The following is a 25,393-nucleotide window of genomic DNA, read 5'->3' as shown; positions in this document are numbered from 1 at the left end:
ATTTTTATTCACCCTCACTTTCAGACGAAAAATTAACAAGCACCAAGGTGATATTATCTTCTCCACCGTAATCATTTGCTAGTTGAATAAGTTTTTCACCTTTCTGGTTAAGGCTTTCTTCATTTTCTAGAACTTCTCTTAATTCCAGTTCAGAAACTTTGTTTGAAAGCCCATCTGAACAAATTAATAGAAAGTCATCCTCTTCTAAAATAATTGTTTTAATGTCTATTTCTACATTTGTTTCAGTACCTAGTGCACGTAAGACAACGTTCTTTCGAGGGTGATGCTCAGCATCCTCCTTCGAAATATGACCAGAGCGTACAAGTTCATTTACAAGCGAATGGTCCTCTGTAATTTGTTGAAATCCATTAGCGTTTAAAATGTAACAACGGCTATCCCCAATGTGGGCAGTAGTTGAAAACAAGTCAGTACAAATTGCTGCCACAACTGTTGTACCCATTCCTTTGCATTCCGCATTTTCAAGAGAATGATTATACAAGTTAGAATTAACCTTTGTAATATGTTCTTTTAACCATTGTTCCGCAGCTTCAGAGGTTTTAATCTCTTCACTGGATTCCCAATAGGTCTGAAGCTGGGAGGTGGTCATGTTACTTGCAACATCACCAGCTAAATGACCACCCATGCCATCTGCAACAACTGCTAATAATTGACCCGACTTATTAAAAAATACACCACAGCTATCCTCATTAATTTGTCTTACTTTTCCCCGATTTGTTAAAAAGAATGACCTCATATGGTTTCACCTCGTCTCCTCTTTACGCTCCTTTGCACGTAATTGACCACAGGCAGCATCTATATCATGGCCTTGTTCACGACGAATCGTTACATTCACGCCATGTTTCTTTAGGGTTTTTTCAAATTCAAAAATTTGATCTTTTGGGGTTCTAACATAATCTCTCTCCGGAACATAGTTGACTGGAATTAAATTCACATGGCATTTAATTCCCTTTAATAGTTGAGCAAGTTCTTCTGCATGCTCTACTTGATCATTTACTCCGCCAAATAACCCATATTCAAAACTAATACGTCTACCTGTTTTTTCAATATAATACCGTACGGCTTCCATTAAGTCTGGTAATTTGTAAGCACGGTTAATCGGCATTAGCTTGCTTCTAATTTCCGTGTTAGGTGCATGTAAAGAAATCGCAAAATTTATTTGTAATTTTTCATCTGCAAACTTATAAATCTTAGGAATGATCCCGCTGGTTGAAACAGTAATATGACGAGCACCAATATTTAACGCTTTATCGTGATTTATAATCTTGAGGAATGACAGCATCTCATCATAGTTGTCGAATGGTTCTCCAATTCCCATAATTACAACATGACTTACTCTTTCTCCTTGTTCATCCAAAGCTTTTTGAACCTTTACAACTTGAGCAACAATTTCACCAGCTTCAAGGTTTCTCTTTAGACCACCTAATGTTGAGGCACAAAAAGTACATCCAATTCTACATCCCACCTGAGTAGTAACACAGATTGAGTTACCATAGCTATGTCTCATTAATACAGTTTCAATTGAATATCCATCATGTAACTCGAATAAGAACTTCATCGTTCCATCACTTGAGGTTTGTTGGATAATCGTATTAAGAGTTGTTATTGTAAAGTGATTTGTAAGCTTTAACCGAAGTGCATTTGAAAGGTTTGTCATTTCATCAAACGATGTAACCCGCTTCGTGTATAGCCATTCATAGATTTGGTTGCCACGGAATTTTTTTTCTCCGTTTTCTACTAACCAATTTTCAAGATCTTCTAGTTGAATAGAGTAAATAGAAGGCTTTGATTCCTTTATTTCTGCCTTTTTCTTTCGTGTTGTTTGTACTTCTTCCAATTACATTACACCTGCTTTCGTAATCTTGCAATATAAAATCCATCTGTTCCAAAATAATGAGGAAAAAGTTGAATTTGTCCATTCTTTATATAGGGATGAACTACTTCAGGCAAAGCCTCTTTTATCCCGTCATCCAGGTCGAAACCTGGATTTTTTTCTAAAAAGGCTTTTACTACAGCCTCATTTTCTTCCTGGTCAATCGTACATGTGCTATAAACGAGTATACCACCTTTTTTTAATAGAGATGAAACTTCAGTTAAAATTTCAAGTTGAATCGCTGCTAGTCTAGTGCTATCAGATTCCTTTTTTGCATGCTTTATGTCAGGTTTTCTTCTAATTACACCAAAACCTGAACACGGAGCATCCACAAGTATTTTATCAAAAGACTCCAATTCAAAAAGTTCTCCGGCTTTTCGACTATCAATAGCTTGAGCTTGTACATTATCTAAATGAAGTCTACTTACTTGGTCATTAATTAGTCTCACTTTATGTTCATGTAAATCTAAAGAATGGACCATCCCAGTGTTATTCAATACTTCTGCAATATGAGTTGTTTTCCCTCCAGGTGCAGCACAGCTATCAAGTACTCGATCTCCTTCTTCCACACTAAGAGCCCTTGCCACAAGCATTGAGCTCTCATCTTGAATAGTGAATAATCCATCTTCAAAAGCTTGAGTTTGAACCAAATTACCTTTCACAGCCTTAATTGCATCTACAGATACTGCCCCAACTTCACACTCAACACCTTCATTTTTTAACCTTTTAATTGCCTCATCTCGGCTTAAAATCATTGAATTAACGCGAGCAGTCTGTTCTGGAGGAACGCTATTCATTTCACACATTTTCCTTGCTTCATCTATCCCAATCTGTTGAACCCAACGTTCCACAAGCCAACGTGGGTGGCTGGTTTCAACAGACAAGCGTTCAACTGGATCTGAAATTGAATCTAAGGATGGTAAGCCTTGACGCTGAATTGATCGTAGTACGCCATTAACTAGGGACGCTATACCACTATGACCTCTCTTTTTCGCAATCTCAACAGCTTCAAAAAAAATCGCACGTTCAGGCACCCGATCAAGATAAACCATCTGATATAAAGAGACTCTTAACAAAATTCGCACCCAAAGATCTAGCTTTTTTGTCTTTTTAAGGAATGGGACGAGAAAAAAGTCTAACGTGTCACGTCTTTGAATCGAACCATATACAATTTCTGTTAATAAGCCTACATCCTTTCCCTTTACATCATGCTTTTTTATCATATTATTTAGTAAAAGATTGCTATAAGCTTGATTTTTTTCTATTTGCAGAAGTATCTCTACTGCTACATTCCGGACATTACTCTTAGTCATTGTCATCTCCTAATTTAGTTCCAACTATTAAATCAGTACCTCGCAAAAACTGCTCTGCACTCATTTTTTTCTTACCAGAAGGCTGAAGTTGAGTAACCTTTATATTAGTAGTATTACCAGTTGATACAATAAAACCATCTTTTTCAATACCGATTACAATTCCAGGTTGAGTAGAGTAATCCTTAGAAGGAATTTTTTCTCCCCACCATACCTTCATAACCTCTCCATTAAGTGTTGTGTACGCAACCGGCCATGGATGTAAACCGCGAATATGATTATAAATTGTCTCACCGGGTTTTGACCAATCAATTTTTTCTTGTTCCCTTTTAATGTTTGCTGCAAATGTAGCTATAGAATCATCCTGTTTAATAGGTGTAATTTTTCCTGCTAGTAACAATGGTAGTGTTTCAGACAAAAGCTTAGAACCAGCAACACTTAATTTATCATGAAGAGAACCAACATGATCTGTCTCTAGTATAGGAATTTCAACTTGTGTTAAAATGTCGCCGGCATCCAATTTTTCTACCATATACATAATCGTAACACCAGTCTTCGCTTTACCTTGTAAAATGGAATAATGAATTGGTGCCCCACCTCTTAGTTCTGGTAGAAGTGAAGCATGAACATTGATACATCCGTACTTTGGTGTTTCGAGTATTTCTTTAGGCAAAATTTGTCCAAATGCTGCGGTTACAATTAAATCCGGATTATAGGAGAGAACCTTCTCAATTTCTTCTTTCTCTCTAATTTTATTTGGTTGCAGCACAGGAATATTGTGTTTAAGTGCTTCTACTTTTACTGGTGGAGGAGTTAATACTCGTTTCCTTCCAACTGGACGATCTGGCTGGGTAACTACTGCTACTACATCGTATCCATCTTCTAATATCTGTCGTAAGACTGGAACTGAAAAGTCTGGTGTTCCCATAAAAACGATTTTTTCCATATTGATACCTACCCTTCTATTTCTCCTTCTTCATAATAACGATTCACTTTCGATGTAAATAAAATACCATGTAAATGGTCAATTTCATGTTGGATTGCACGAGCCAGGAATCCTTCCGCTTCTATTATGTATGTTTTTCCTTTTCGATTTTGTGCACGTACCTTCACGTAATCATATCGTGTTACTTCACCAAAAAGGCCCGGAAAACTGAGGCAGCCTTCCGGACCTACTTGTTCACCACGTTGTTCTAAAATAGTAGGATTAATAAGCTCAATAAGCCCGCTTTCGTCTCCTATATCAACAATAGCAATTTGCTTTGTGATTCCAATCTGAGGAGCAGCTAATCCTACACCATCCTCCTCAATCATCGTATCATACATATCTTTAATTAATTTTGTTAATTTGCGATCAAATGAAGTGACTCGTTCACATTCGACCTCAAGTACTTCATTTGGATAGTTTACAATTTGCAGTTTAGACAAATTCCTTCCTCCGTACATCTAATCTAGTATTACTAGCATCTACTATAGCTAGAAAGTTTAAACTTTCTTCTTGGTTTTACATCATGATATAGGGGTTTAAATCAATTGATAATGCAAGAGAATTTTGTGCAATCTCTTTTTGATATCTGTCGACAATACCTTTTAAAAGTTGATTGAGATTTGGTTCATTTTTGTATTTTATCATGCATTGATAACGATATCTATTATTAATCCTTGCAATTGGTGAGGTAACCGGCCCAAGTATAATAGATTTATTCGTTAAGGAGTTTCGTAAATAGGTGGAAATTTTTTCAGCCACGTCAACTGTCTTTGTAAGCTCAGTGTGTGACACAGTTATTAATGCAAGATAATAAAAAGGTGGATATGCGTGTTGCTTTCTAATTCGCATTTCGTTTTGATAAAAGCCATCATAATCATGTTTACTTGCCAGTTCAATGCTATAGTGCTCGGGTGTATAGCTTTGAATAACTACTTCCCCTGGTAGTTCGTGTCTTCCTGCTCTTCCACTTACTTGAGTAAGGAGCTGAAAAGTTTTCTCTGAAGATCGAAAATCAGGAAGGTTTAGCATTGTATCTGCAGTTAACACACCTACTAAAGTAACATTTGGAAAGTCTAAGCCCTTTGCTATCATCTGAGTGCCAAGCAAAATATCAGCATTACCATCTCCAAATTCCTTTAGGAGCTTTTCATGTGATCCTTTACGGCTTGTTGTATCAACGTCCATTCGAATGACTCTTGCTTCAGGTAAAATTTTTGCCAATTCCTCTTCTACTTTTTGAGTACCTGTACCAAAGAAACGAATATGTTCGCTTCCACACTCCTGACAAGTCACAGGCATATTTGTCTCATATCCGCAGTAGTGACATTTTAATCGATGGTTTGTCCTATGATATGTTAATGAAATATCACAATGAGGACAATTAGCAACATAACCACAGTCTCTACACATAACAAAAGAAGAGTGGCCCCTTCTATTTAAAAATAATACTGATTGTTCGTTTCTATCTAACCTCAACTGTAATTTATCAAATAGAGAAGTAGAGAACATAGACCGATTGCCACTTCTCAATTCCTCTCTCATATCCACGATTTCAACAGTAGGCAACGGCCTGTTGTTAACTCTTTCCTTCAAGGTAATCAGCTCGTACACATTCTTGGAAGAACGTGCAAAAGATTCAAGTGTTGGTGTTGCACTTCCAAGTACAACCGGACATTTATGTAATTGTCCTCGAAAAATAGCAACATCTTTTGCATGATAACGTGGATTATCTTCCTGCTTATAGCTTGATTCATGTTCTTCATCAATAATAATAATCCCTAAATTCTCAAAAGGAGCAAAAATTGCTGAACGAGCCCCAACAACAACTCGAACTTCCTTACGATGTATTTTTCTCCATTCATCATACTTTTCTCCAGCACCTAGTCCACTATGAAGTACAGCTACCTGTGAACCAAATCGCCCCTTAAATCGATTAACCATTTGTGGGGTAAGTGCAATTTCTGGAACAAGAACAATTGCTTCTTTTCCTTTTTTTAAAACTGCATCAATTGATTGCATATACACTTCTGTTTTTCCACTACCTGTAACACCATACATCAAAAACACCTTGTGCAGCTGATTTTCTATTGAAGAGAGTACTGGAGAAATAGCTTGTTGTTGTTCTGTAGTAAGTGGTAATGGTTCAGTTTTTTTGAATTCCCTTTCTGCATAGGGGTCTCTATACACTTCAACTACCTTTTCTACGAGAAGACCCTTATTTACAAGGGTCTTAATAGTGCTGTCTGTCGTATTGACTTTTTGAAGTAAATCTCTAACTACAATTGGTTTAGGATTTTCAATAAAGTAGCTAAGAACCTCTTTCTGTTTAGAAGCGCTGGTAGACAGTCCTTGAATCTCTTTTAAAGTCTGTTCAACAGTTTGTGAAAGTTGTACCTGTTTTAAGGTCTTTTTATTTGTACGATTTTTCACTTTATAAACCACATCAAGCAAGCCTTTTTTTATGTCTTTTTGAAATACATGCAACATGTCATTTTTTTCAACTTCATCCCAATGAATGAAATCTCTATTACGTAATAAGTCCTGTACGGCTGAATCCAAATCAGTTCTCTTTGATTCGTCAAGAAGTCGTATTTCCTTTTCGTACTTAGCTCTCATTGCTGCAGGAAGCATAACTTGTAATGCTGATATTGTGAAACATAAGGTCTTCTCGGTTAACCAAGCACCAATATGTAATAACTCTTCATTTAGTACAGGAGTTAAATCGAGAAGTGAATGAATTTCTTTTAGCTTATCTATTTCTGCATGATCCGATAAACTCATTACAAACCCCTGGACCTTCCTGGGACCAAAAGGCACGACTACCCTCATACCAGGCACAACAATATCCCGCCATCTTTCAGGGATAATATAGTCGTACGTCTTATCGGTTTGCATTGCCGGTACATCAACTATAATATTAGCTATTCTCATTTTCCTTCCTCATCCAAAATAAGTTTTACCTCTTGAAGTATCGCTTTAGCAACTTCCAGTTTAGACATTAAGGGCAATTCAACATGACTTCCATCTCTTTTGTAAATGGTTACAATGTTCGTATCCGTACCAAAGCCTGCACCTGTTTCGGTCACATTATTTGCTACAATTAAATCTAAGTTTTTAGTCTCGAGTTTTCTTTTGGCATATTCGGCAACATTAGTAGTTTCAGCAGCAAAACCAACTAACAATTGATTTTCCTTTTGTTCTCCAAGTGTTTTAAGAATATCAGTTGTTCTTTCAAGCTCGAGCACCATTTCCCCGGATTGCTTCTTCATTTTTTCATCGTACACATTTTTTGGTCGATAATCTGCAACAGCAGCTGATTTGATGACAATATCACTTTGTTTATAGTAAGTTAGTACTTCCTTTAACATTTCATCAGCTGATTCAACTCGTATCGTCTTGACATTTCTTGGACTTGATAAATTAGTAGGTCCAGAGATTAACGTAACATCTGCTCCAGCCAAGCTGGCTGCTTCGGCAAGTGCATATCCCATCTTACCTGTAGACCTATTAGTAAAAAAGCGTACTGGGTCAACTTTTTCCCGAGTTGGACCAGCTGTAATTAGGACTTTTTTATTCTTTAAGAAGGGCTGTTGGAAAAAATGTGCTCCTACTAACTCGACAATTTTTTCGGGTTCTTCGAGTCTACCCTTTCCTACATAACCACATGCCAAGTAACCTTCTGATGGTTCGATAAATTTATACCCATCTCCTGCTAGAACATAAATATTTCTTTTTACAGCTGGATGGTCATACATATGTACATTCATTGCAGGTGCTATCCATACAGGGACAGTAGCTGCAAGCAGTGTCGTAGTAATCATATTGTCAGCAATCCCATTTGCGAGTTTACCAATGATATTTGCTGTTGCCGGTGCAACAATTATCAAATCAGCCCAATCCGCAAGATCAATATGTGCTATGACAGAAGGATCCTTTTCATCAAATGTATCATAATATACTTCATTCCTGGAAAGTGCTTGAAATGATAAAGGAGTAACAAATTTCATAGCAGATTCGCTCATGATCACTTTTACTGTAGCTCCTGCCTGTGTTAGTTTGCTAGTCAAAGCAACGGCCTTATATACTGCAATACCGCCACTAACACAAAGTAGAATTTTTTTGTTGTTCATTTCCGTCTCCCCCTAAAAAACAAATTAAGGATTCTATACAATTTTTGAAAGACCTATGTAAAAAAATAACAACCTACAAGAGAGGTTGTTATTGCAATTTATCAATCCACCTGCAGAAATAATAATTATTCTGTAACAGTTGGTGTTGTATCCACTTCCAGTTTTGTTTCAGTTGTGTAATGTAACAATCCAGCATCAATTTCTTCTAGTGCTTTACCAACAGATTTATAAGATTTCGGCTTTTGAACCTTTGCATCATTATTTTCTTGCATTTTTCTTGCGCGTTTAGCCGCAACAGTTACCAGCGTATACTTAGAATCAAGCTTATTCATTAATGAATCAATAGAAGGATATAACATTTAAAAATCGACCTCCAACATTTTTTTATATCGTCTTGCAATTCTCTCACGTTTACAGTGTTCAGCAGTTACAATCGCATTAATACGTTTGCAAGCAAGCTCCACTTCATCATTTTCAACTACATAATCGTAGGCATCCATCATTTCAATTTCTTCTTTAGCAACCTTCATTCTATTACGAATCAATTCCTCAGATTCAGTACCTCTTGTAATAATTCTGTTCTTCAATTCCTTAAGACTAGGTGGGGCTAAGAAGATAAACAAACCTTCTGGAAAAGCTTTACGAACTTGTAGTGCTCCCTGAACTTCTATTTCTAAAAACACATCTTTACCAGATTGCAGTGTAGATTCAACATAATCAATTGGTGTACCATAATAGTTCCCAACATATTCTGCCCATTCTAGTAATTTATTGTTTTTGATTAAATCCTCAAACTCATCTCTTGACTTAAAGAAATAGTCTACACCATCAACTTCGCCTTCACGAGGCTGTCTTGTGGTCATTGAGATTGAGTATTGGAACTGTGTATTAGGCTCTGAAAATATAGCTTTTCGTACTGTACCCTTTCCAACACCGGAAGGACCTGATAAAACAATTAGTAAACCTCTTTCATTCATTACTTCTTAAACCTACCCTTCGTCTGTTAGCTCATCCTCTTTTGTTAGCCTTTGTGCAACGGTCTCCGGCTGTACCGCCGATAGAATAATATGGTCACTATCCATAATCATAACTGCACGGGTCCTTCTACCATATGTAGCATCAATTAGCATTCCTCGGTCACGAGCGTCTTGTACAATTCTTTTAATAGGAGCAGATTCAGGACTAACAATTGAAATAATTCTGTTAGCTGAGACAATATTCCCAAAACCGATATTAATTAACTTAATTTGCACACAATCTCCCCCTATATGTACTCCTTTATTTTTACCGTGATACTTGCTTTGTAATCACGTTTATTCAATGTTTTGTACTTGTTCCTTAATTTTTTCTAATAAGCTCTTCATTTCAACAACGTGTTTAGCGAGCATACTATCATTTGCTTTGGAACCGATTGTATTTATTTCACGGTTCATTTCTTGGACGATAAAATCTAACTTTCTCCCAACTGGCCCACTAGTCACTACTGTTTCCCGAAATTGACTTATGTGACTTTGTAAACGTGTAAGTTCTTCACTAATATCTGCTTTTTCCGCGAATACAGCTACTTCAGTTAAGAGACGGTTATCATCAAACTCATTTCCTACATATTCTTTTACCCTTTTAAGGATTCGATTACGGTACTGGCTGGTCACCTGTGGTGCGTATTCTATAACACTATGTACATTCATCTCTATCTGATTAAGGAAATTAGTAATATCCTCTAAGAGTTTCTCGCCTTCGCGTACTCTCATTTTCTTTAATTCTATAGCTGCAGTTTGAATAACCTCAAGTACTAACAATTCAAGATCTTTGTTTTCTATCTCCTTTTCTTCAACCGACAATATGTGGTCATAGGAAAGAAGTTCATGAGGGCTTATCTCTTTAGACGAAAGTTGATATGTTTCTTTTACTTGATTCATGGAAGTAACCAAGCTGTCCAATAAGGCCCAATCAATTGTGAGTGACTTCTGAACAAGTCCCTCTCCCTCAATTGTTATAAAAACCTCTACACGTCCTCTTTGCACGTGCTTCATAATTGCCTTTTTCATTTTATCCTCAAGTATGAATAATTGTCTAGGCATTCTTATATTGATTTCACAAAATCGATGATTAACTGACTTTAGCTCTGCCTGGACAGTTACATTTCCAATCCCTTTTTTAGCACGTCCAAAACCTGTCATACTTACAATCATATTTTCACGTCCATTCTAACGTTCCAGGTATAAATTATTTTCAACAGAATTTTCGTATGTACATTAGTATGATGTAATTTAAAAGCAATACTTATTTTACCATTGATTTAATAAATAGAATAGTTGTTATTAAGTAAAATAAAAAGGTAATAGAGTATTAACTCCATTACCTTTAGAAGTATAACATAAAGTTATAAACAATTTCCAAATTGACGATTAAGCCGTTTGTGGGTTACGAGATCTTGTTAATAAGGATCCTGCAAGTAGGAATGTTGGGATAGCTGACATTCCAAGAATTAGTAACCAATCTCTAGGTTCAATAGCATACGTATGGAAGATTGGTTGTAAAGGTGGATAGTAAATGACAACAAGCATTAATGCAATTGATGAAATTACCGCCCATACTAAATACATGTTTTGGAATGGATTTCTGTGGAACACAGAACGTTCACTTCTGCAGTCAAACACATGGATTAACTGTGCCATAACTAATGTAGCAAATGCAATCGTTTGAGCGTAACCAAGATTGTTTGGATCTCTGTAATACACAATCATAAACGCTGCAAGTGTTACGATCCCGATTAGGAATCCCCGACTTATAATCTTCCATCCAAGTCCTCTTGCAAATACACCTTCTTTTGGGCTTCTTGGGCCACGTTTCATAACATTTCCTTCAGCTTGATCTAGTCCTAAAGCCATAGCTGGCAATCCATCAGTCACTAAATTTACCCAAAGAATTTGGATAGGAACGAGTGGAAGTGGAAGGCTAAGAATCATTGCAAACAACATTACAAGTATTTCTCCAACATTAGAAGCTAATAAATATCGAATAAACTTTCTAATATTTTCATAGATATTACGACCTTCTTTAATTGCTGCTTTAATAGTAGCGAAGTTATCATCAAGTAAAACTAATGATGATGCCTCTTTGGCTACATCAGTTCCTGTTATTCCCATCGCGATTCCGATATCTGAAGCTTTTATAGCAGGTGCATCATTTACTCCATCTCCAGTCATAGCTACTATATGACCCTTCTTTTGGAGTGCTTTAACAATCTTAAGTTTATGCTCTGGAGAAACCCTTGCATACACATAAACATCATCAACAATCTCTTCTAATTCTTCAACTTCCATTTTAGATAATGTGTTGCCATCTAACACTTTTCCTCCTGCTGGTAAGATGCCAAGTTGGGTAGCAATAGCTTTCGCTGTAATAAGATGATCCCCAGTAATCATGATTGTTTTTATACCTGCATCTTTACACTCCCTAACAGCTGCTTTTACCTCTGGTCGAGGAGGGTCAATCATGCCCTGGATACCAATAAAGGTTAAGCCTGATTCAGCATCACGCTCATTCACTATCCTTTGGTTTGGACGTAAAGGCTTAAATCCAACAGCAATTGTACGCAAAGCATTTGAAGCTAACCCTTCAATTGCATCTTTAATTTTAGTTTCATATTCCGTTGAAAGATTTTGTTGTCTATTATCCCAAAGTATAGATTCACTTACACCGATTAGTACATCTGGTGCACCTTTCGTAATAACAAATTGATTACCAGCTTTATCCTTGACAATAACACTCATCATTTTTCTTCCAGAATCAAATGGAAATTCCTCAATCACTTCAAATTGATTTGAAAGAAATTCCTTAGACATCCCTGCTTTTACACCCGCAACCACAAGTGCACCTTCTGTCGGATCACCATCAACTATAATTTCTTCGTCATTTCTTTTTAAAGTTGCATTGTTACACAATACACCAAAGGTTAATAGTTGCTGTAGTGCTTTATTTTCTGTAGGTTTTATTTCTCGCTCTCCTGCGTAGAAGCTGCCCTTCAAGTCATATCCTGTTCCAGAAACAGTCCATGTTTTACCGCCTGACCATAAATGGGTAACTGTCATTTTGTTTTGTGTCATTGTCCCTGTTTTGTCTGAACATATGACAGATGCACATCCAAGAGTTTCAACTGCAGGCAAACGTCTGACAATTGCATTTTTCTTAATCATACGCTGGACACCAAGTGATAAAGCGACTGTTACAATTGCAGGTAAACCTTCTGGTATTGCGGCAACCGCTAACGATACTCCAGCTAAGAACATATTGTAAAGGTCGTGTCCATTTATAACACCTACCACAACCACTAACAATGTTAATACTAGCGCAACTGATATTAATATTTTACCTAATTGCTCTAATCTCCTTTGTAATGGTGTTATCATTGTTTCTGCCGATTGAAGTAACTCAGCAATTTGCCCCATTGCTGTGTTCATTCCGGTACCGACTACAACTCCAATTCCATTACCTCTTGTTACCATCGTTCCCATAAATGCCATATTCTCTTGATCGCCCAGAGAGATTTCTCCATTTGTAATTGGGTTTACATGTTTTGCAACTGGAACTGACTCACCTGTTAACGCAGATTCTTCAATTTCCAAGCTTTTGACGTCAATAAGCCGCACATCGGCACCAATTCGGTCTCCGCTCGAAAATTTAATAATATCTCCAATAACCAGGTCTCGTGAAGGTATTCTTGTCCACTCATTATTACGGAAAACATTTACCTGCGGTGCAGAGAGTTCCTTTAATGCCGAGAGGGACTTTTCTGCTTTTCTTTCTTGGAAGAACCCTAAAAAACCATTAATTAGGACAATCGCAATTATAGCAATAGCGTCTATATATTCACCCAATAGACCTGAAATTAAGGTTGCAGCAAGTAACACAATTACCATGAAATCCTTAAATTGGGCTAAAAAAAGCAAAAGTGCTGATGGACGCTCAGCCTCCTCCAATTCATTATATCCAAACTGTTTTTGTCTTTGTTTTACTTCTTGGTCAGTAAGACCCTCTGAAAGGCTTGTATTTACTTTCTTTTCCACCTCTTCTGTTCTAAGCTCATACCAGTTCATCCGTATTTACACACCCCTCTAAATTCAAATACGCCTTGGCGTATTTGCGCCCGATTTTTTTTTCGAGCTTGCTCGAAAAGCTCCCTCTAAAAAATCGAGGCATCCGCCTGAGGCTTTAACTTTATTCAGACAGACTTTCCCCCGCGAAGTAGTATACTCTTAATGCATTCACGACACATTATAGAGTGGTAGATTGCTACTGAATAAAGTTAAATCGAATATCTCTATGAAAGCTTATTCAGTCTCGTCCCAAAAAATGCTATACTTTTTCTAAGATACTTATTCAAGGAGTTTGATTTGTAGTAAAACTGTATCTAAAAAGGGGAAATGGCTTTTTGAAACACTAGAATTCACTTTTACTACCAGAGCAAAGATTTTAATATCCTTTACATAAAATAATTGAGGTTACAATTAGAAATGAGGAAAACACGAAATGACATTTGATGGAATATTTACGCATGCGATAGTAGATGAACTAAAAAGTTCCCTTGAAAACGGTAGAATTTCAAAGATCTATCAACCATATAAAAACGAATTAATATTACAGGTCCGTGCAAACGGAAAGAACTATAAACTGTTGTTATCTGCACACCCTAGTTACTCAAGGGTACATGTGACAAATGAATCATATGATAATCCGAATGAACCACCAATGTTTTGCATGCTTCTACGCAAACACCTTGATGGTAGTATCATAGAACAAATTAGCCAGGTTGACTTAGACAGAATAATCGTCTTTGACATAAAAGGGAGAAATGAACTTGGGGATGTATCATACAAACAACTTATTATAGAGATTATGGGACGACATAGTAACATTATTCTTGTTGATAAAGAAAAACAAATGATCTTAGATAGCATTAAACATATTTCACCCGCAGTAAACCGGCATCGTACAGTTTTACCTGGGTATACATACGTATCACCACCAGTTCAAGATAAAACAGACCCGTTATTGGTGGATGAAGAAGGATTTGTTAGGAAGCTAGACTTCAACGCTGGCAAACTCGATCAGCAAATTGTTAGTAAATTTTCTGGTATATCTCCTCTGTTTGCTAAAGAGGCTGTATTCCGAGCAGGACTTGCAAACAGAAGGTCATTACCTGCCTCTTTTATTTCACTTATTGATATTATAAAAGAAGGCAGCATTTCACCACAGATTATCACAAAAAATGAGAAAGATTATTTCTATATACTTCCTCTTACACATCTAGGTGGGGTAAGTAGAGAATTCCCTACTATCAGTGAAATGCTTGATCGCTTTTATTTTGGGAAAGCTGAACGAGACCGTGTAAAACAGCAAGGAAATGACCTCGAACGTTTTATAGCTAACGAAAAGGCGAAGAATGTTAAGAAAATTAAAAAGCTGGAAGCTACCTTAGTTGAATCCGAGAAGGCAGAGAAATATAAGCTATTCGGAGAGTTGCTCACAGCGAATATGTATGCCTTTAAGCGTGGTGAAAAAGAAATAATTGTACAAAATTATTATTCCACAGAGGATGAAACAGTTACCATTCCATTAAATCCTCAAAAAACACCGTCAGAAAATGCACAGAGTTATTTCTTAAAGTACCAAAAGGCAAAGAATTCTGTTGTGTTCGTTGAAAATGAAATAAATAAGGCGAAGGAAGAAATCAATTATTTTGATTCATTGCTTCAGCAGATCGAATCTGCAGCACCTAAAGACCTTCAAGAAATTAGAGAAGAGTTAATGGAAGAAGGCTATTTAAAAAACAAGCAACAAAAAGGTAAAAAGGTTAAACCGACAAAACCTTCTTTTGAGAAGTATGAGTCAAGTGAAGGCATAGAAATTCTAGTAGGGAAAAACAATAAACAGAATGATTATTTAACGAATAAAGTTGCTGCACGTGATGATATCTGGCTTCATACTAAGGATATACCTGGTTCCCATGTTATTATCAGAAGTAAGCAACCTTCGGAAAAAACCATTCTTGAAGCAGCTACTATAGCCGCTTATTTCAGTAAAGCCAAAAATTCTTCTTCAGTACCTGTTGATTACACATTAGTAAGACATGTCAAAAAACCTAGCGGTGCCAAACCTGGTTTTGTTATCTATGACAATCAACAAACCTTGTACGTAACACCTGAAGAAGATCTAATATTGAAGTTAAGGAGATAACAATAATACTTGTACCGCATCAATCGCTTGCGAAACATCTTTTCGCTATTTTCGAGAATACGTGTACCGTATCAGTCACTTGCTAAACACCTTTTCGGGATATTTGTAAATACGTGTATCGCAGCAGTCACTTACAAACAACCTTTTCGTATTTTTCAAATTAAAAAAGTGTCCAACTTTAAAATTGGACACTTTTTTCATTATTTTAAGCAGTATAGTTATAATCTCTTTTTAATTTCTGACAAACCACTCCGACGGGTTCACTCTCCAACTCTCTAATTTTGAGACATCTTGTTCAGAAATAACACCTTTCTCTAACGCCACCTCTATTAATGTTGAATAATCTGTAAGAGTATGTGCAGATACACTAGCATTCTCTAAACTATTACTAGCAACAGGTAGATTGTAAGAAAATATACCGACAATCCCTACTACTTCACAACCTGCTTCACGAAGAGCCTCAACTGCAGTAATTGCACTCCCACCAGTAGAAATTAAATCCTCCACAACTACAACCTTTTGACCAGGTATTACCTTGCCTTCGATCTGATTTCCCTTACCATGTGCTTTTGCTTTACTTCGCACATAACACATTGGCAGGTTTAATAGATCGCTAACCCAAGCAGCATGAGGAATACCAGCAGTTGCCGTTCCCGCTATAACTTCAGCATCAGGGTAATGAGTTGCAATAAGATTTCTCAAGCCTTTAGCAATCTCTTTACGTACTGATGGAAAAGATAGAGTGAGACGATTATCACAATAAATTGGTGATTTAATCCCCGATGACCATGTAAATGGGTCATTGGGCTGCAAGAAGATTGCCTCAATATCTAGTAATTTACTTGCTATCTCTTTTTTCATACGATTACCCCTTCCCATGCTCCTTTTATTTGCTCATATGCCTGTAATGGGTTTAGTGCCTTTGTGATTGAGCGCCCTACAACGATAGCAGTTGCTCCAAGTTCACGGGCTTTTTCCGGAGTAACAATCCGTGCCTGATCACCCTTGTCGTCACAAGCTTGTCGAATCCCTGGTGTAACGGTAATAAAATCCTCACCAACAGAACTTCTGATATGGGGTACCTCTAGCGACGAGCAAACCACACCGTCTAACCCGCTTTTTTTAGCAAGTAGCCCATATTGCGTCACTACCTCCAACAAACTTTTTTCAATCAGTATTTCTTTTTTCATGATTTCTTCAGTAGTACTTGTTAGTTGTGTTACGGCGATACATAATGGGCGGTTTTGGCCCGATGTTGTTCCAGACTCAAGACCTTCCATTGCTGCCTCCATCATTTTCGAGCCACCGGCAGCATGAACATTAACAATGTCCACTCCCAAGTTAGCCAGTCTTTTCATACTAGAATAGACTGTATTAGGTATATCATGAAGCTTAAGGTCCAGAAAAATGGAGTGACCCGCTTCCTTCAAATAAGTAAGTATGTTTGGTCCTTCTTGATAAAACAGCTCCATACCAACCTTTACAAATAAGGACTCACTTTGAAAATGCTCAAGAAAGCTCTTAGTATCAGCAAGACTCGGAAAATCAAGAGCCACTATAATAGGTCGTTGCATGGCGTTTCCAACTCCTTCCTTGACACTCTGAAATATGCTCAAATCCATGCTTATCTAATAAACTTGGAAGTTCTCCTATGATTGTTGGACAAACATACGGGTCAATAAAATTAGCCGTACCGACAGCTACCGCACTTGCACCTGCATAGAAATATTCAAGCACGTCTTCTGCACTTTGGATACCACCCATCCCAATAATCGGTATTGAGACAGCCTGACTTACCTCATGTATCATTCGAATAGCGACGGGCTTAATTGCTGGCCCAGATAATCCACCAGTTTTATTTGCAAGTATCGGACTCCCTGTTTTCAAGTCAATTCTCATACCAATTAGTGTATTAATCATTGTTAGTCCATCCGCACCTGCATTTTCAATTGCCTTTGCCATTTCTACTATGTTAGAAACATTAGGTGATAGCTTGACATAAACAGGAACACTGGAAGCATTTTTTACTTGCTTTGTTAATTCTGCAGCTATTTCTGGGATTGTTCCGAAAGCTATCCCTCCTGTCTTTACATTTGGACAAGAGATATTAAGTTCAATCGCATGTACATTATTCGCCTTTGATATTTCTCTTGTCACCTCAACGTAATCTTCAATTTGTGATCCAGCTACATTAGCAATAATCGGTACATCAAATTGCTCTAACCACGGCAGTTCCTCAGACATAACCTTATCTAACCCTGGATTTTGCAGGCCAATTGCATTTAACATTCCAGAACTGGTTTCAGCTACACGTGGAGTTGGATTTCCAAATCTAGGTTCAACAGTTGTAGCTTTAATCATGATGGCACCGAGTTTACTTAAATCATAAAACTGGGCATATTCTTTACCAAAACCGAAGCAACCAGAAGCTGGCATCACTGGATTTTTCAATGACAAACCTGGTAAATTTACTTGTAATTGACTCATAGTACCACCTCACCAGCCTTGAATACAGGGCCATCACTGCAAACCTTTTTATAACTATGTCCGTGTGGGTCAGATTGAAGATGACATACACATGCAAAACATGCACCTACTCCACAACCCATTCTCTCTTCTAATGACAGGTACGCATTGAATCCTCTGTATTTTTCATCTAACGCTCGTAACATCGGAGTGGGACCGCATGCATATAATGCATCACATTCAATTCTAAACTTTTCAATAACATCTGTTACAAAGCCCTTCGTTCCATATGAACCATCAACAGTGGCAATATAAGTCGTGCCAAGTTCTTCGAATTTCTCTTCATAAAAAACAGCAGAACGAGCTTGAAAGCCAAGTACATGGATGACATGTACTCCTCTTTCGTGTAACTGTTTAGATAATTCATAAAGTGGGGGAACACCAATTCCGCCACCAACGAGTAAAGCTGTTTGTCCTGCTTGCACTTGCTCAACTGGAAATCCATTTCCGAGTGGGCCTAGCACATCAACTGTTTGATGTATAGTTTTTTCAGATAAAATTCGTGTGCCTACCCCGTCTTTTCTATAAATCATCGTAAATTGTTCTTTACTTTTGTCAATTGCAGAAATACTTATCGGCCGACGTAAGAATGCTTCTGGTCCTTCTGTAATTTTCAGGTGAACAAATTGCCCAGGCTCTCTCATTTCCATAACCAAAGAGCCCTTTAATGTTATTTCGTAAATGTCGTCAGCTAGAATGTGCTGGTCTACAATCACCATTTTCTCATTTAAAATCAATGTAGAACCACCTCACGGTCCTTTGTATGGTGTTTCATAGCATCACTCGAAAAAGTCATTGACTCTAAAACTCGTAAAATTGCCTTTGCCGTATCTAAAGAGGTTAAGCAAGCAACACCATTTTCAACAGTTTCTCTTCTAATGCGGAATCCATCTCGTGCAGGCTGCTTCCCTTTTGTTAAAGTATTGATTACAAATTGAGCGTTACCTTGACGTATTGTGTCTATTAAATTTGGTTTATCGTTTCCAATTTTATTAACAACAGTAACTGGAATATTCGCTTGTTGCAGATAGCTTGCAGTCCCACTAGTTGCTAGTAAACGATAACCAATTGCATGAAATCGCTTTGCAATTTCCAATGCTTCTTCCTTGTCTTTGTCAGCAACAGTTAGTAAAACTGCTCCATAATTCGGTATGTTAATACCTGAAGCTACCAAACCTTTATAAAGAGCTTTTTCAAGAGTAACATCTTTCCCCATTACCTCACCGGTCGACTTCATTTCAGGACCAAGTGAGATATCAACATTGCGTAATTTAGCAAATGAGAACACCGGTACCTTTACAAACACACCGTCACTTTCTGGGTGTAAGCCAGTAGAGTATCCTAATGATAAAAGTGATTCCCCTAAGATCACCTTTGTTGCAAGATTTGCCATCGGAACCCCTGTTATCTTACTTAAGAACGGAACAGTTCTACTTGAACGTGGGTTAACTTCTAATACATAGACCTCATTTTTATAAACAACAAATTGGATATTTAACAATCCTACTATGTTTAAGCCTTTAGCGAGCGCAATCGTATGGTCGATTATTTGTTGTTTTATTTCAGTTGTAAGACTTTGTGATGGATACACTGCTATTGAATCCCCCGAATGAACACCAGCGCGCTCAATATGCTCCATAATCCCTGGAATATATACAGTAGTTCCATCCGAAATAGCATCTACTTCAATTTCTTTACCAATTAAGTAGCGGTCAATTAACACAGGATGCTGCGGATTAATTTTCACAGCATTTTTCATATAATGTAAAAGCTCGTCAGTCTGGTACACGATTTGCATTGCTCTTCCACCGAGAACATATGAAGGACGTACTAAAACCGGGTAACCTATCTCTTCAGCAATACCAATGGCTTCTTCAACAGATGTAGCAGTCTTTCCTTTTGGTTGCGGTACTCCTAATAAGGACAAAGTATGCTCAAACTTATCTCTGTTCTCAGCACGATCTAAATCCTCTAATGACGTTCCTAGTATTTTTACTCCCCGCTCTGATAAGGCACTTGCTAAATTAATTGCTGTTTGTCCTCCAAATTGAACAACCACACCCTCTGGTTTTTCCAGCTCAACAATATGCATCACATCTTCAATTGTTAGAGGTTCAAAGTAAAGCTTATCTGAGATACTAAAATCTGTTGACACCGTTTCAGGGTTATTATTAATAATAATTGCTTCATAGCCAGCCTCTTTAATTGCCCATACAGAGTGAACAGTAGCGTAATCAAATTCAATTCCTTGGCCAATTCGAATTGGACCAGAACCAAGTACAATTACACTTTTTCGTTCAGTTACAATAGATTCATTTTCTTCTTCGTACGTTCCATAATAATATGGAGTTGCCGATTCGAATTCTGCGGCACATGTATCAACCATTTTATAGACCGGTATGATACCTGAAAGCTTTCTAGCTTCATAGATTTCTTTTTCACTTTGATTCCAAAGTTTTGCTATCGCGGTGTCTGCAAAGCCTTTTTCTTTGGCTTGTCTAAGTACTTCTTTGTCTCCAATATTATTTGCCAGTGTTTTTTCAAGAAGGATAATATTTTTGAATTTCTGTAAGAAAAATAAATCAATTTTACTCCACTCATGAATTTCTTCAATCGTAATATCTCTTCTAATCGCTTCTGCTACATAAAAGATTCTTTCGTCACCAGCTTTTTTTATTCGCTTTTCAATAGTAGTCATATCTGCTTCTGCAGCTTCCTGAAGGTCTAGATGAACTACGTTTGCTTCAAGTGAACGTACGGCTTTTAAGATTGATTCCTCGAAGTTTCTTCCAATAGCCATAACCTCGCCAGTAGCTTTCATTTGAGTACCCAGTCTCCGATTGGCCGATTCAAATTTATCAAATGGCCAGCGTGGAATCTTCGCTACAATATAGTCTAATGCAGGTTCAAAACAGGCATATGTCTTTCCAGTTACAGGGTTAATCATCTCATCAAGCGTTAAACCTACTGCTATTTTCGCAGCAAGTTTAGCAATTGGATAACCTGTTGCCTTAGAAGCAAGTGCTGAAGAACGACTCACCCTAGGATTCACTTCAATTATGTAATATTGAAAGCTATCTGGGTCTAAAGCTAACTGAACATTACAACCGCCTTCTATTCCCAATGCTCTAATAATTTTTAGAGATGTATTACGCAAAAGTTGGTATTCACGGTCACTTAATGTCTGACTTGGGGCTACAACAATAGAATCACCTGTATGAATACCTACCGGATCAACATTTTCCATGTTACAAACAACGATTGCATTATCATTTGAATCTCGCATAACTTCATATTCAATTTCTTTAAACCCAGCTATACTTTTTTCTAATAAACATTGCGTTACAGGGCTATTTTTTAAACCACTTGTCACGATTTCAATTAATTCTTCTTCATCACTGCATATACCGCCACCTGTTCCTCCTAATGTATAGGCTGGACGAACAATTACCGGATAACCCACATCATTTACAAAAGTAAATGCTTCTTCAAGTGTATGAATAATTTCACTTTCTGGTACTGGCTCTTGCAAGTCATTCATCAAGTTACGAAATAAGTCGCGATCCTCGGCTTGCTCAATAGCAGATAACTTCGTCCCTAAGATTTCAACACTGCACTCCTGTAGAACTCCTGATTTTGATAGTTCAACAGCTAAATTCAAGCCAGTTTGACCACCTAATGTAGGGAGAATTGCATCTGGTCTTTCTTTACGTATAATTTTACTAACAAATTCAAGTGTTAATGGTTCAATGTATACCTTATCTGCAATCTCAACATCTGTCATAATAGTTGCTGGATTAGAGTTTACAAGGATAACCTTATATCCCTCTTCTTTTAAAGCTAGACATGCTTGTGTACCTGCATAATCAAATTCAGCGGCTTGACCGATAACAATCGGACCAGACCCTATTACTAAAATACTGTTTATATCTACGCGTTTTGGCATACGATTTCGCCCTCCTCCTTGAAGTCTTGGATCATCTGTAAAAAGCTAGTAAAAAGATTATTTGCATCTTCAGGTCCCGGTGATGCCTCTGGGTGATATTGAACTGTAAATGCAGGATATTCGAGATGACGCAATCCTTCCACAGTTCCATCATTTAACGCAATATGTGTAACATCAAGCTTAGTATGAGCAAGTGAGTTTTCATCCACTGTGTATCCGTGGTTTTGAGACGTTATCGCAACTTTTCCAGTTTTAAGATCCATTACAGGATGATTGGAGCCGCGATGACCGAACTTCATCTTTTTTGTATCAGCTCCACAAGCAAGTGCAAATAATTGGTGACCGAGACATATCCCAAATACCGGTACCTGTCCTAGAATTTCCTTAATCATTTCAATCGCTTCTGAAACATCTTTCGGGTCTCCAGGTCCATTGCTTAACATCACACCATCAGGGTTAAGCTGTAAGACTTCTTCTGCAGTAATATTATAAGGAACAACAATTACATCACAGTCACGGTTATTTAATTCTCTTAAAATACCATGTTTCATTCCAAAATCTACTAAAACAACCCGCTTTCCTCTACCTGGACTTGGATATGAGCTTTTTGTTGACACTTGTTTAACTTGGTCTATTGGTAATGTATTTGTTTTCAATTGATTTACAACTTCATCTACATTAACTTCTAAACTGCAGATTGCTCCTCGTAATGTACCAAACGAGCGAATAATTCTTGTAAGCTTCCTAGTATCAATACCCGATAATCCCGGAATGTTCTTGGCTTTTAGATAATCATTAAGGCTGTATTGACTTCTAAAGTTGGAAGGATATTCACACACTTCCTTCACAATTAATCCACTAATAGCTGGATGAATCGACTCAAAGTCGTCACGATTTACTCCATAATTTCCGATCATCGGATATGTTAAGGTAACGATTTGACCACAATAAGATGGATCAGATAATATTTCTTGATACCCAGTCATACCAGTATTAAATACGACCTCACCAATTGTATCAACGGTACTTCCAAATCCTTCTCCAACAAAAACCGTTCCATCTTCTAAAATTAATTGTCGCTTCAAACTAATACACTTCCTTTCTGCCATACAATGTTGCCAGCTACTAGTGTTAATACTGGCCAGCCTTTACATCTCCAACCTGTAAATGGAGTATTCTTCCCTTTTGATACAAATTCGTTAGGATTTATATCATGTTCCATCTCAAGGTCAATTATTGTTATATCAGCTTGTGAACCTATCTTTAATGCTCCCGATTTAAGATTAAAAGTTTCAGCAGGTTTTACTGTTAAAAACTCAACCAGTTTTTGAAGTGTCAGAACTCCATTTAGTACTAAGTTTGTATATAAAAGTGGAAATGCTGTTTCAAGACCAACAATCCCAAAAGGTGCAAGTGACATACCCTCTGCTTTTTCTTGACTTGTATGTGGGGCGTGGTCTGTAGCAATCATGTCTAGAGTACCATCTAATAACCCGGCAATTAGTGCTTCCTTATCAGATTTTCCTCGTAAAGGAGGGTTCATTTTATAATTCGGATCTAATCCAGGAATATCTTCTTCAGACAGTAAAAGATGATGAGGTGTAACCTCAGCTGTTACCTGAATTCCTGCACGTTTAGCGTCGCGTATTACCCTTACAGATTCCTTAGTACTTACGTGACAAACATGATAGTGGCAACCTGCCGCTTCTGCTAATAAAACATCTCTTGCAATATGTACGGATTCACACACTGAAGGAATTCCATTTAATCCATTTTCTTTAGAAAATTCTCCTTCATGTACAGAACCTTTATTAATTAACGTATTTTCCTCACAGTGAGCTACAATTGGCATTCCTACTTTTGCAGCTTCCTTCATTGCAGTTAACATCATACCTGCAGACTGTACACCTACACCATCATCTGTAAAAGCAAACGCACCTGCATCCTTTAACCCTTGCATATCAGTAATTTCTTGTCCTAGTTCACGAACTGTAATCGATGCATATGGTAATACATTTACATGTGCGGTTTCTTTAATTCTATTTTGTAGCCAATTCATTTGTTCTACTGTATCTGGAACAGGTCTAGTATTTGGCATTGCCGCTATTGTTGTAAAACCACCTTTTGCAGCTGCTAACGTACCCGTTTCAATTGTTTCTTTATGCTCTCCTCCTGGTTCACGGAGATGAACATGCACATCAACGAAACCAGCTGAAATAAATTTCCCTTGTAAATCTAGTACCTCACAACCAGCCGTATCGATATCAACACCAATTTCGCTAATTTTTCCTTCTACAATTCTTATGTCAACTGTCTCAAATTCACCTTGTTTGTTAAGAATTCTTCCATTTACTAAAGCAGTGTTCATATCAATATTCCTCCTTCTGCATGCTGTAAAACTCTCTTGAGTACTGCCATTCGTACGTATACTCCGTTCTCCATTTGCTTAAAAACCCTTGAATGTTCTGCCTCAACCAACTCACTTGCTATTTCCACATTTCGATTTATAGGTGCTGGATGCATGATAATACTTCCTTTTTTCATACCTTTTCCACGTTTAATTGTTAAGCCGTATTTCTGATGATACTCTTCCTTTGATAGCCCCATTGATTTTTCATGACGTTCATGCTGTATACGAAGTAACATGACAACATCTGCCTCCGCAATTCCGTAGTCTAAATCAATATATGCACCATATGGATTCGATTCATCCTGCCACTCTATCGGAGCTGAAAAGCTTACTTTAGCACCTAGTCTTGTTAACACTTCAGCATTTGATCTTGCAACCCTACTGTGGCGAATATCTCCGACTATTAAAACCTTTAAACCTTGAAAGCTACCAAACTCTTGTTGGATTGTTAATAGGTCTAATAATGACTGAGTTGGATGATGTCCACAACCATCACCAGCATTAATTATTGGAATACTAATCTTGCTAAGTAGATCTGAATAAAATTCATCTTTCGGGTGACGAATTACAACTGCATTAGCACCAATGGATTGCAACGTTTTTACTGTATCGTATAGACTCTCCCCTTTTTGTACACTTGATGTACTTGCTTCCAAATGAAGAACATCGATACCTAATTTACGCTCCGCTACTTCAAAACTGAATTTTGTTCGGGTACTTGGCTCAAAAAATAAATTAGCGACAAACGTTTGCTTATCAACATTCCAAGTCTTTCCTTCTGCAAAAAGACTAGCATCAAATAAAATTCGGTTAATCCCTTCTATTGATAACTCTGACATTGTCAATAAATGATTCATCATTTTTCCTCCTAAAGGGTACTTTTACAAATGCAGTTCATCCTAATCGGAAGTCTGCCCGATATTTTTAGCTAATAGAAAACTCGGCGATTGCAG

Annotated in this window: 21 protein-coding genes; 1 reads left to right on the top strand and 20 read right to left on the bottom strand. The window is 37.4% G+C overall.

Annotated features, from left to right (window positions below):
- Window positions 1-4: 4 nt before the first annotated feature.
- The 12 genes from AB3M96_RS01910 to AB3M96_RS01855 all read right to left on the bottom strand — a co-directional run bounded on the left by AB3M96_RS01910 (window position 5) and on the right by AB3M96_RS01855 (window position 13,418).
- Window positions 5-754 (bottom strand): Stp1/IreP family PP2C-type Ser/Thr phosphatase, encoded by a 750-nt coding sequence (locus AB3M96_RS01910; protein ID WP_412965860.1) that lies wholly within the window; start codon window positions 752-754, stop codon window positions 5-7.
- 6 nt (window positions 755-760) lie between these two features.
- Window positions 761-1,855, bottom strand: coding sequence for a dual-specificity RNA methyltransferase RlmN (gene rlmN, locus AB3M96_RS01905; RefSeq protein WP_412965859.1), 1,095 nt, complete (start codon window positions 1,853-1,855; stop codon window positions 761-763).
- Window positions 1,856-1,860: 5 nt separating this feature from the next.
- Window positions 1,861-3,204 (bottom strand): 16S rRNA (cytosine(967)-C(5))-methyltransferase RsmB, encoded by a 1,344-nt coding sequence (gene rsmB, locus AB3M96_RS01900; RefSeq protein WP_412965858.1) that lies wholly within the window; start codon window positions 3,202-3,204, stop codon window positions 1,861-1,863.
- Complete coding sequence (gene fmt, locus AB3M96_RS01895; RefSeq protein WP_412965857.1) at window positions 3,197-4,147, bottom strand: methionyl-tRNA formyltransferase; 951 nt, start codon at window positions 4,145-4,147, stop codon at window positions 3,197-3,199. The genes rsmB and fmt overlap by 8 nt, the downstream gene beginning before the upstream one ends.
- 8 nt (window positions 4,148-4,155) lie before the next feature.
- Window positions 4,156-4,629 carry a peptide deformylase gene (def, locus tag AB3M96_RS01890; RefSeq protein ID WP_412965856.1) on the bottom strand — a complete coding sequence of 158 codons (474 nt, stop codon included), beginning with the start codon at window positions 4,627-4,629 and terminating at the stop codon, window positions 4,156-4,158.
- Between the two features lie 76 nt (window positions 4,630-4,705).
- Window positions 4,706-7,120, bottom strand: coding sequence for a primosomal protein N' (priA, locus tag AB3M96_RS01885; RefSeq protein ID WP_412965855.1), 2,415 nt, complete (start codon window positions 7,118-7,120; stop codon window positions 4,706-4,708).
- Window positions 7,117-8,319: a bifunctional phosphopantothenoylcysteine decarboxylase/phosphopantothenate--cysteine ligase CoaBC gene (gene coaBC, locus AB3M96_RS01880; RefSeq protein ID WP_412965854.1), complete on the bottom strand. Its 1,203-nt coding sequence runs from the start codon at window positions 8,317-8,319 to the stop codon at window positions 7,117-7,119. Before coaBC ends, priA begins: the two co-directional genes overlap by 4 nt.
- A gap of 125 nt (window positions 8,320-8,444) precedes the next feature.
- The gene (gene rpoZ / locus AB3M96_RS01875; protein WP_412965853.1) at window positions 8,445-8,678 is read right to left on the bottom strand and encodes a DNA-directed RNA polymerase subunit omega; all 234 of its coding nucleotides are present in this window, start codon (window positions 8,676-8,678) and stop codon (window positions 8,445-8,447) included.
- The gene (gene gmk / locus AB3M96_RS01870; protein WP_412965852.1) at window positions 8,679-9,296 is read right to left on the bottom strand and encodes a guanylate kinase; all 618 of its coding nucleotides are present in this window, start codon (window positions 9,294-9,296) and stop codon (window positions 8,679-8,681) included.
- A gap of 12 nt (window positions 9,297-9,308) precedes the next feature.
- Window positions 9,309-9,572, bottom strand: a complete 264-nt coding sequence (gene remA, locus AB3M96_RS01865; RefSeq protein ID WP_412965851.1) for an extracellular matrix/biofilm regulator RemA — start codon at window positions 9,570-9,572, stop codon at window positions 9,309-9,311.
- A gap of 60 nt (window positions 9,573-9,632) precedes the next feature.
- Window positions 9,633-10,511 carry a YicC/YloC family endoribonuclease gene (locus AB3M96_RS01860; protein ID WP_412965850.1) on the bottom strand — a complete coding sequence of 293 codons (879 nt, stop codon included), beginning with the start codon at window positions 10,509-10,511 and terminating at the stop codon, window positions 9,633-9,635.
- 216 nt (window positions 10,512-10,727) lie between these two features.
- Window positions 10,728-13,418 (bottom strand): calcium-translocating P-type ATPase, SERCA-type, encoded by a 2,691-nt coding sequence (locus AB3M96_RS01855; protein ID WP_412965849.1) that lies wholly within the window; start codon window positions 13,416-13,418, stop codon window positions 10,728-10,730.
- A gap of 433 nt (window positions 13,419-13,851) precedes the next feature.
- On the opposite strand from AB3M96_RS01855, the gene AB3M96_RS01850 reads away from it, so the two are divergent.
- Window positions 13,852-15,558 carry an Rqc2 family fibronectin-binding protein gene (locus AB3M96_RS01850; RefSeq protein WP_412965848.1) on the top strand — a complete coding sequence of 569 codons (1,707 nt, stop codon included), beginning with the start codon at window positions 13,852-13,854 and terminating at the stop codon, window positions 15,556-15,558.
- A gap of 231 nt (window positions 15,559-15,789) precedes the next feature.
- Here the strand turns inward: AB3M96_RS01850 and pyrE are convergent, their stop codons facing one another.
- The 8 genes from pyrE to AB3M96_RS01810 are packed head-to-tail and all read right to left on the bottom strand — an operon-like array spanning window position 15,790 to window position 25,297.
- On the bottom strand, window positions 15,790-16,419 hold the full coding sequence (gene pyrE, locus AB3M96_RS01845) for an orotate phosphoribosyltransferase (RefSeq protein ID WP_412965847.1): 630 nt from the start codon (window positions 16,417-16,419) through the stop codon (window positions 15,790-15,792).
- Window positions 16,416-17,132 carry an orotidine-5'-phosphate decarboxylase gene (pyrF, locus tag AB3M96_RS01840; protein ID WP_412965846.1) on the bottom strand — a complete coding sequence of 239 codons (717 nt, stop codon included), beginning with the start codon at window positions 17,130-17,132 and terminating at the stop codon, window positions 16,416-16,418. Before pyrF ends, pyrE begins: the two co-directional genes overlap by 4 nt.
- Window positions 17,104-18,045: a dihydroorotate dehydrogenase gene (locus AB3M96_RS01835; RefSeq protein ID WP_412965845.1), complete on the bottom strand. Its 942-nt coding sequence runs from the start codon at window positions 18,043-18,045 to the stop codon at window positions 17,104-17,106. The genes pyrF and AB3M96_RS01835 overlap by 29 nt, the downstream gene beginning before the upstream one ends.
- The gene (locus AB3M96_RS01830) at window positions 18,042-18,821 is read right to left on the bottom strand and encodes a dihydroorotate dehydrogenase electron transfer subunit (protein WP_412965844.1); all 780 of its coding nucleotides are present in this window, start codon (window positions 18,819-18,821) and stop codon (window positions 18,042-18,044) included. Before AB3M96_RS01830 ends, AB3M96_RS01835 begins: the two co-directional genes overlap by 4 nt.
- Window positions 18,818-22,030 (bottom strand): carbamoyl-phosphate synthase large subunit, encoded by a 3,213-nt coding sequence (gene carB / locus AB3M96_RS01825; protein ID WP_412965843.1) that lies wholly within the window; start codon window positions 22,028-22,030, stop codon window positions 18,818-18,820. Before carB ends, AB3M96_RS01830 begins: the two co-directional genes overlap by 4 nt.
- Window positions 22,015-23,115, bottom strand: a complete 1,101-nt coding sequence (locus AB3M96_RS01820; protein ID WP_412965842.1) for a carbamoyl phosphate synthase small subunit — start codon at window positions 23,113-23,115, stop codon at window positions 22,015-22,017. The genes carB and AB3M96_RS01820 overlap by 16 nt, the downstream gene beginning before the upstream one ends.
- Window positions 23,112-24,398 (bottom strand): dihydroorotase, encoded by a 1,287-nt coding sequence (gene pyrC, locus AB3M96_RS01815; protein WP_412965841.1) that lies wholly within the window; start codon window positions 24,396-24,398, stop codon window positions 23,112-23,114. The genes AB3M96_RS01820 and pyrC overlap by 4 nt, the downstream gene beginning before the upstream one ends.
- Entirely contained in the window at window positions 24,395-25,297 is a 903-nt protein-coding gene (locus tag AB3M96_RS01810) for an aspartate carbamoyltransferase catalytic subunit (protein WP_412965840.1), read from the bottom strand. Before AB3M96_RS01810 ends, pyrC begins: the two co-directional genes overlap by 4 nt.
- Between the last annotated feature and the right edge of the window lie 96 nt (window positions 25,298-25,393).

It is taken from the genome of Ferdinandcohnia jepli (assembly GCF_047246645.1).
Taxonomy (GTDB): domain Bacteria; phylum Bacillota; class Bacilli; order Bacillales; family Bacillaceae_L; genus Ferdinandcohnia.
Note: the sequence above shows the minus strand (reverse complement) of the source record. Positions and strands in the feature narration are given on the sequence as shown.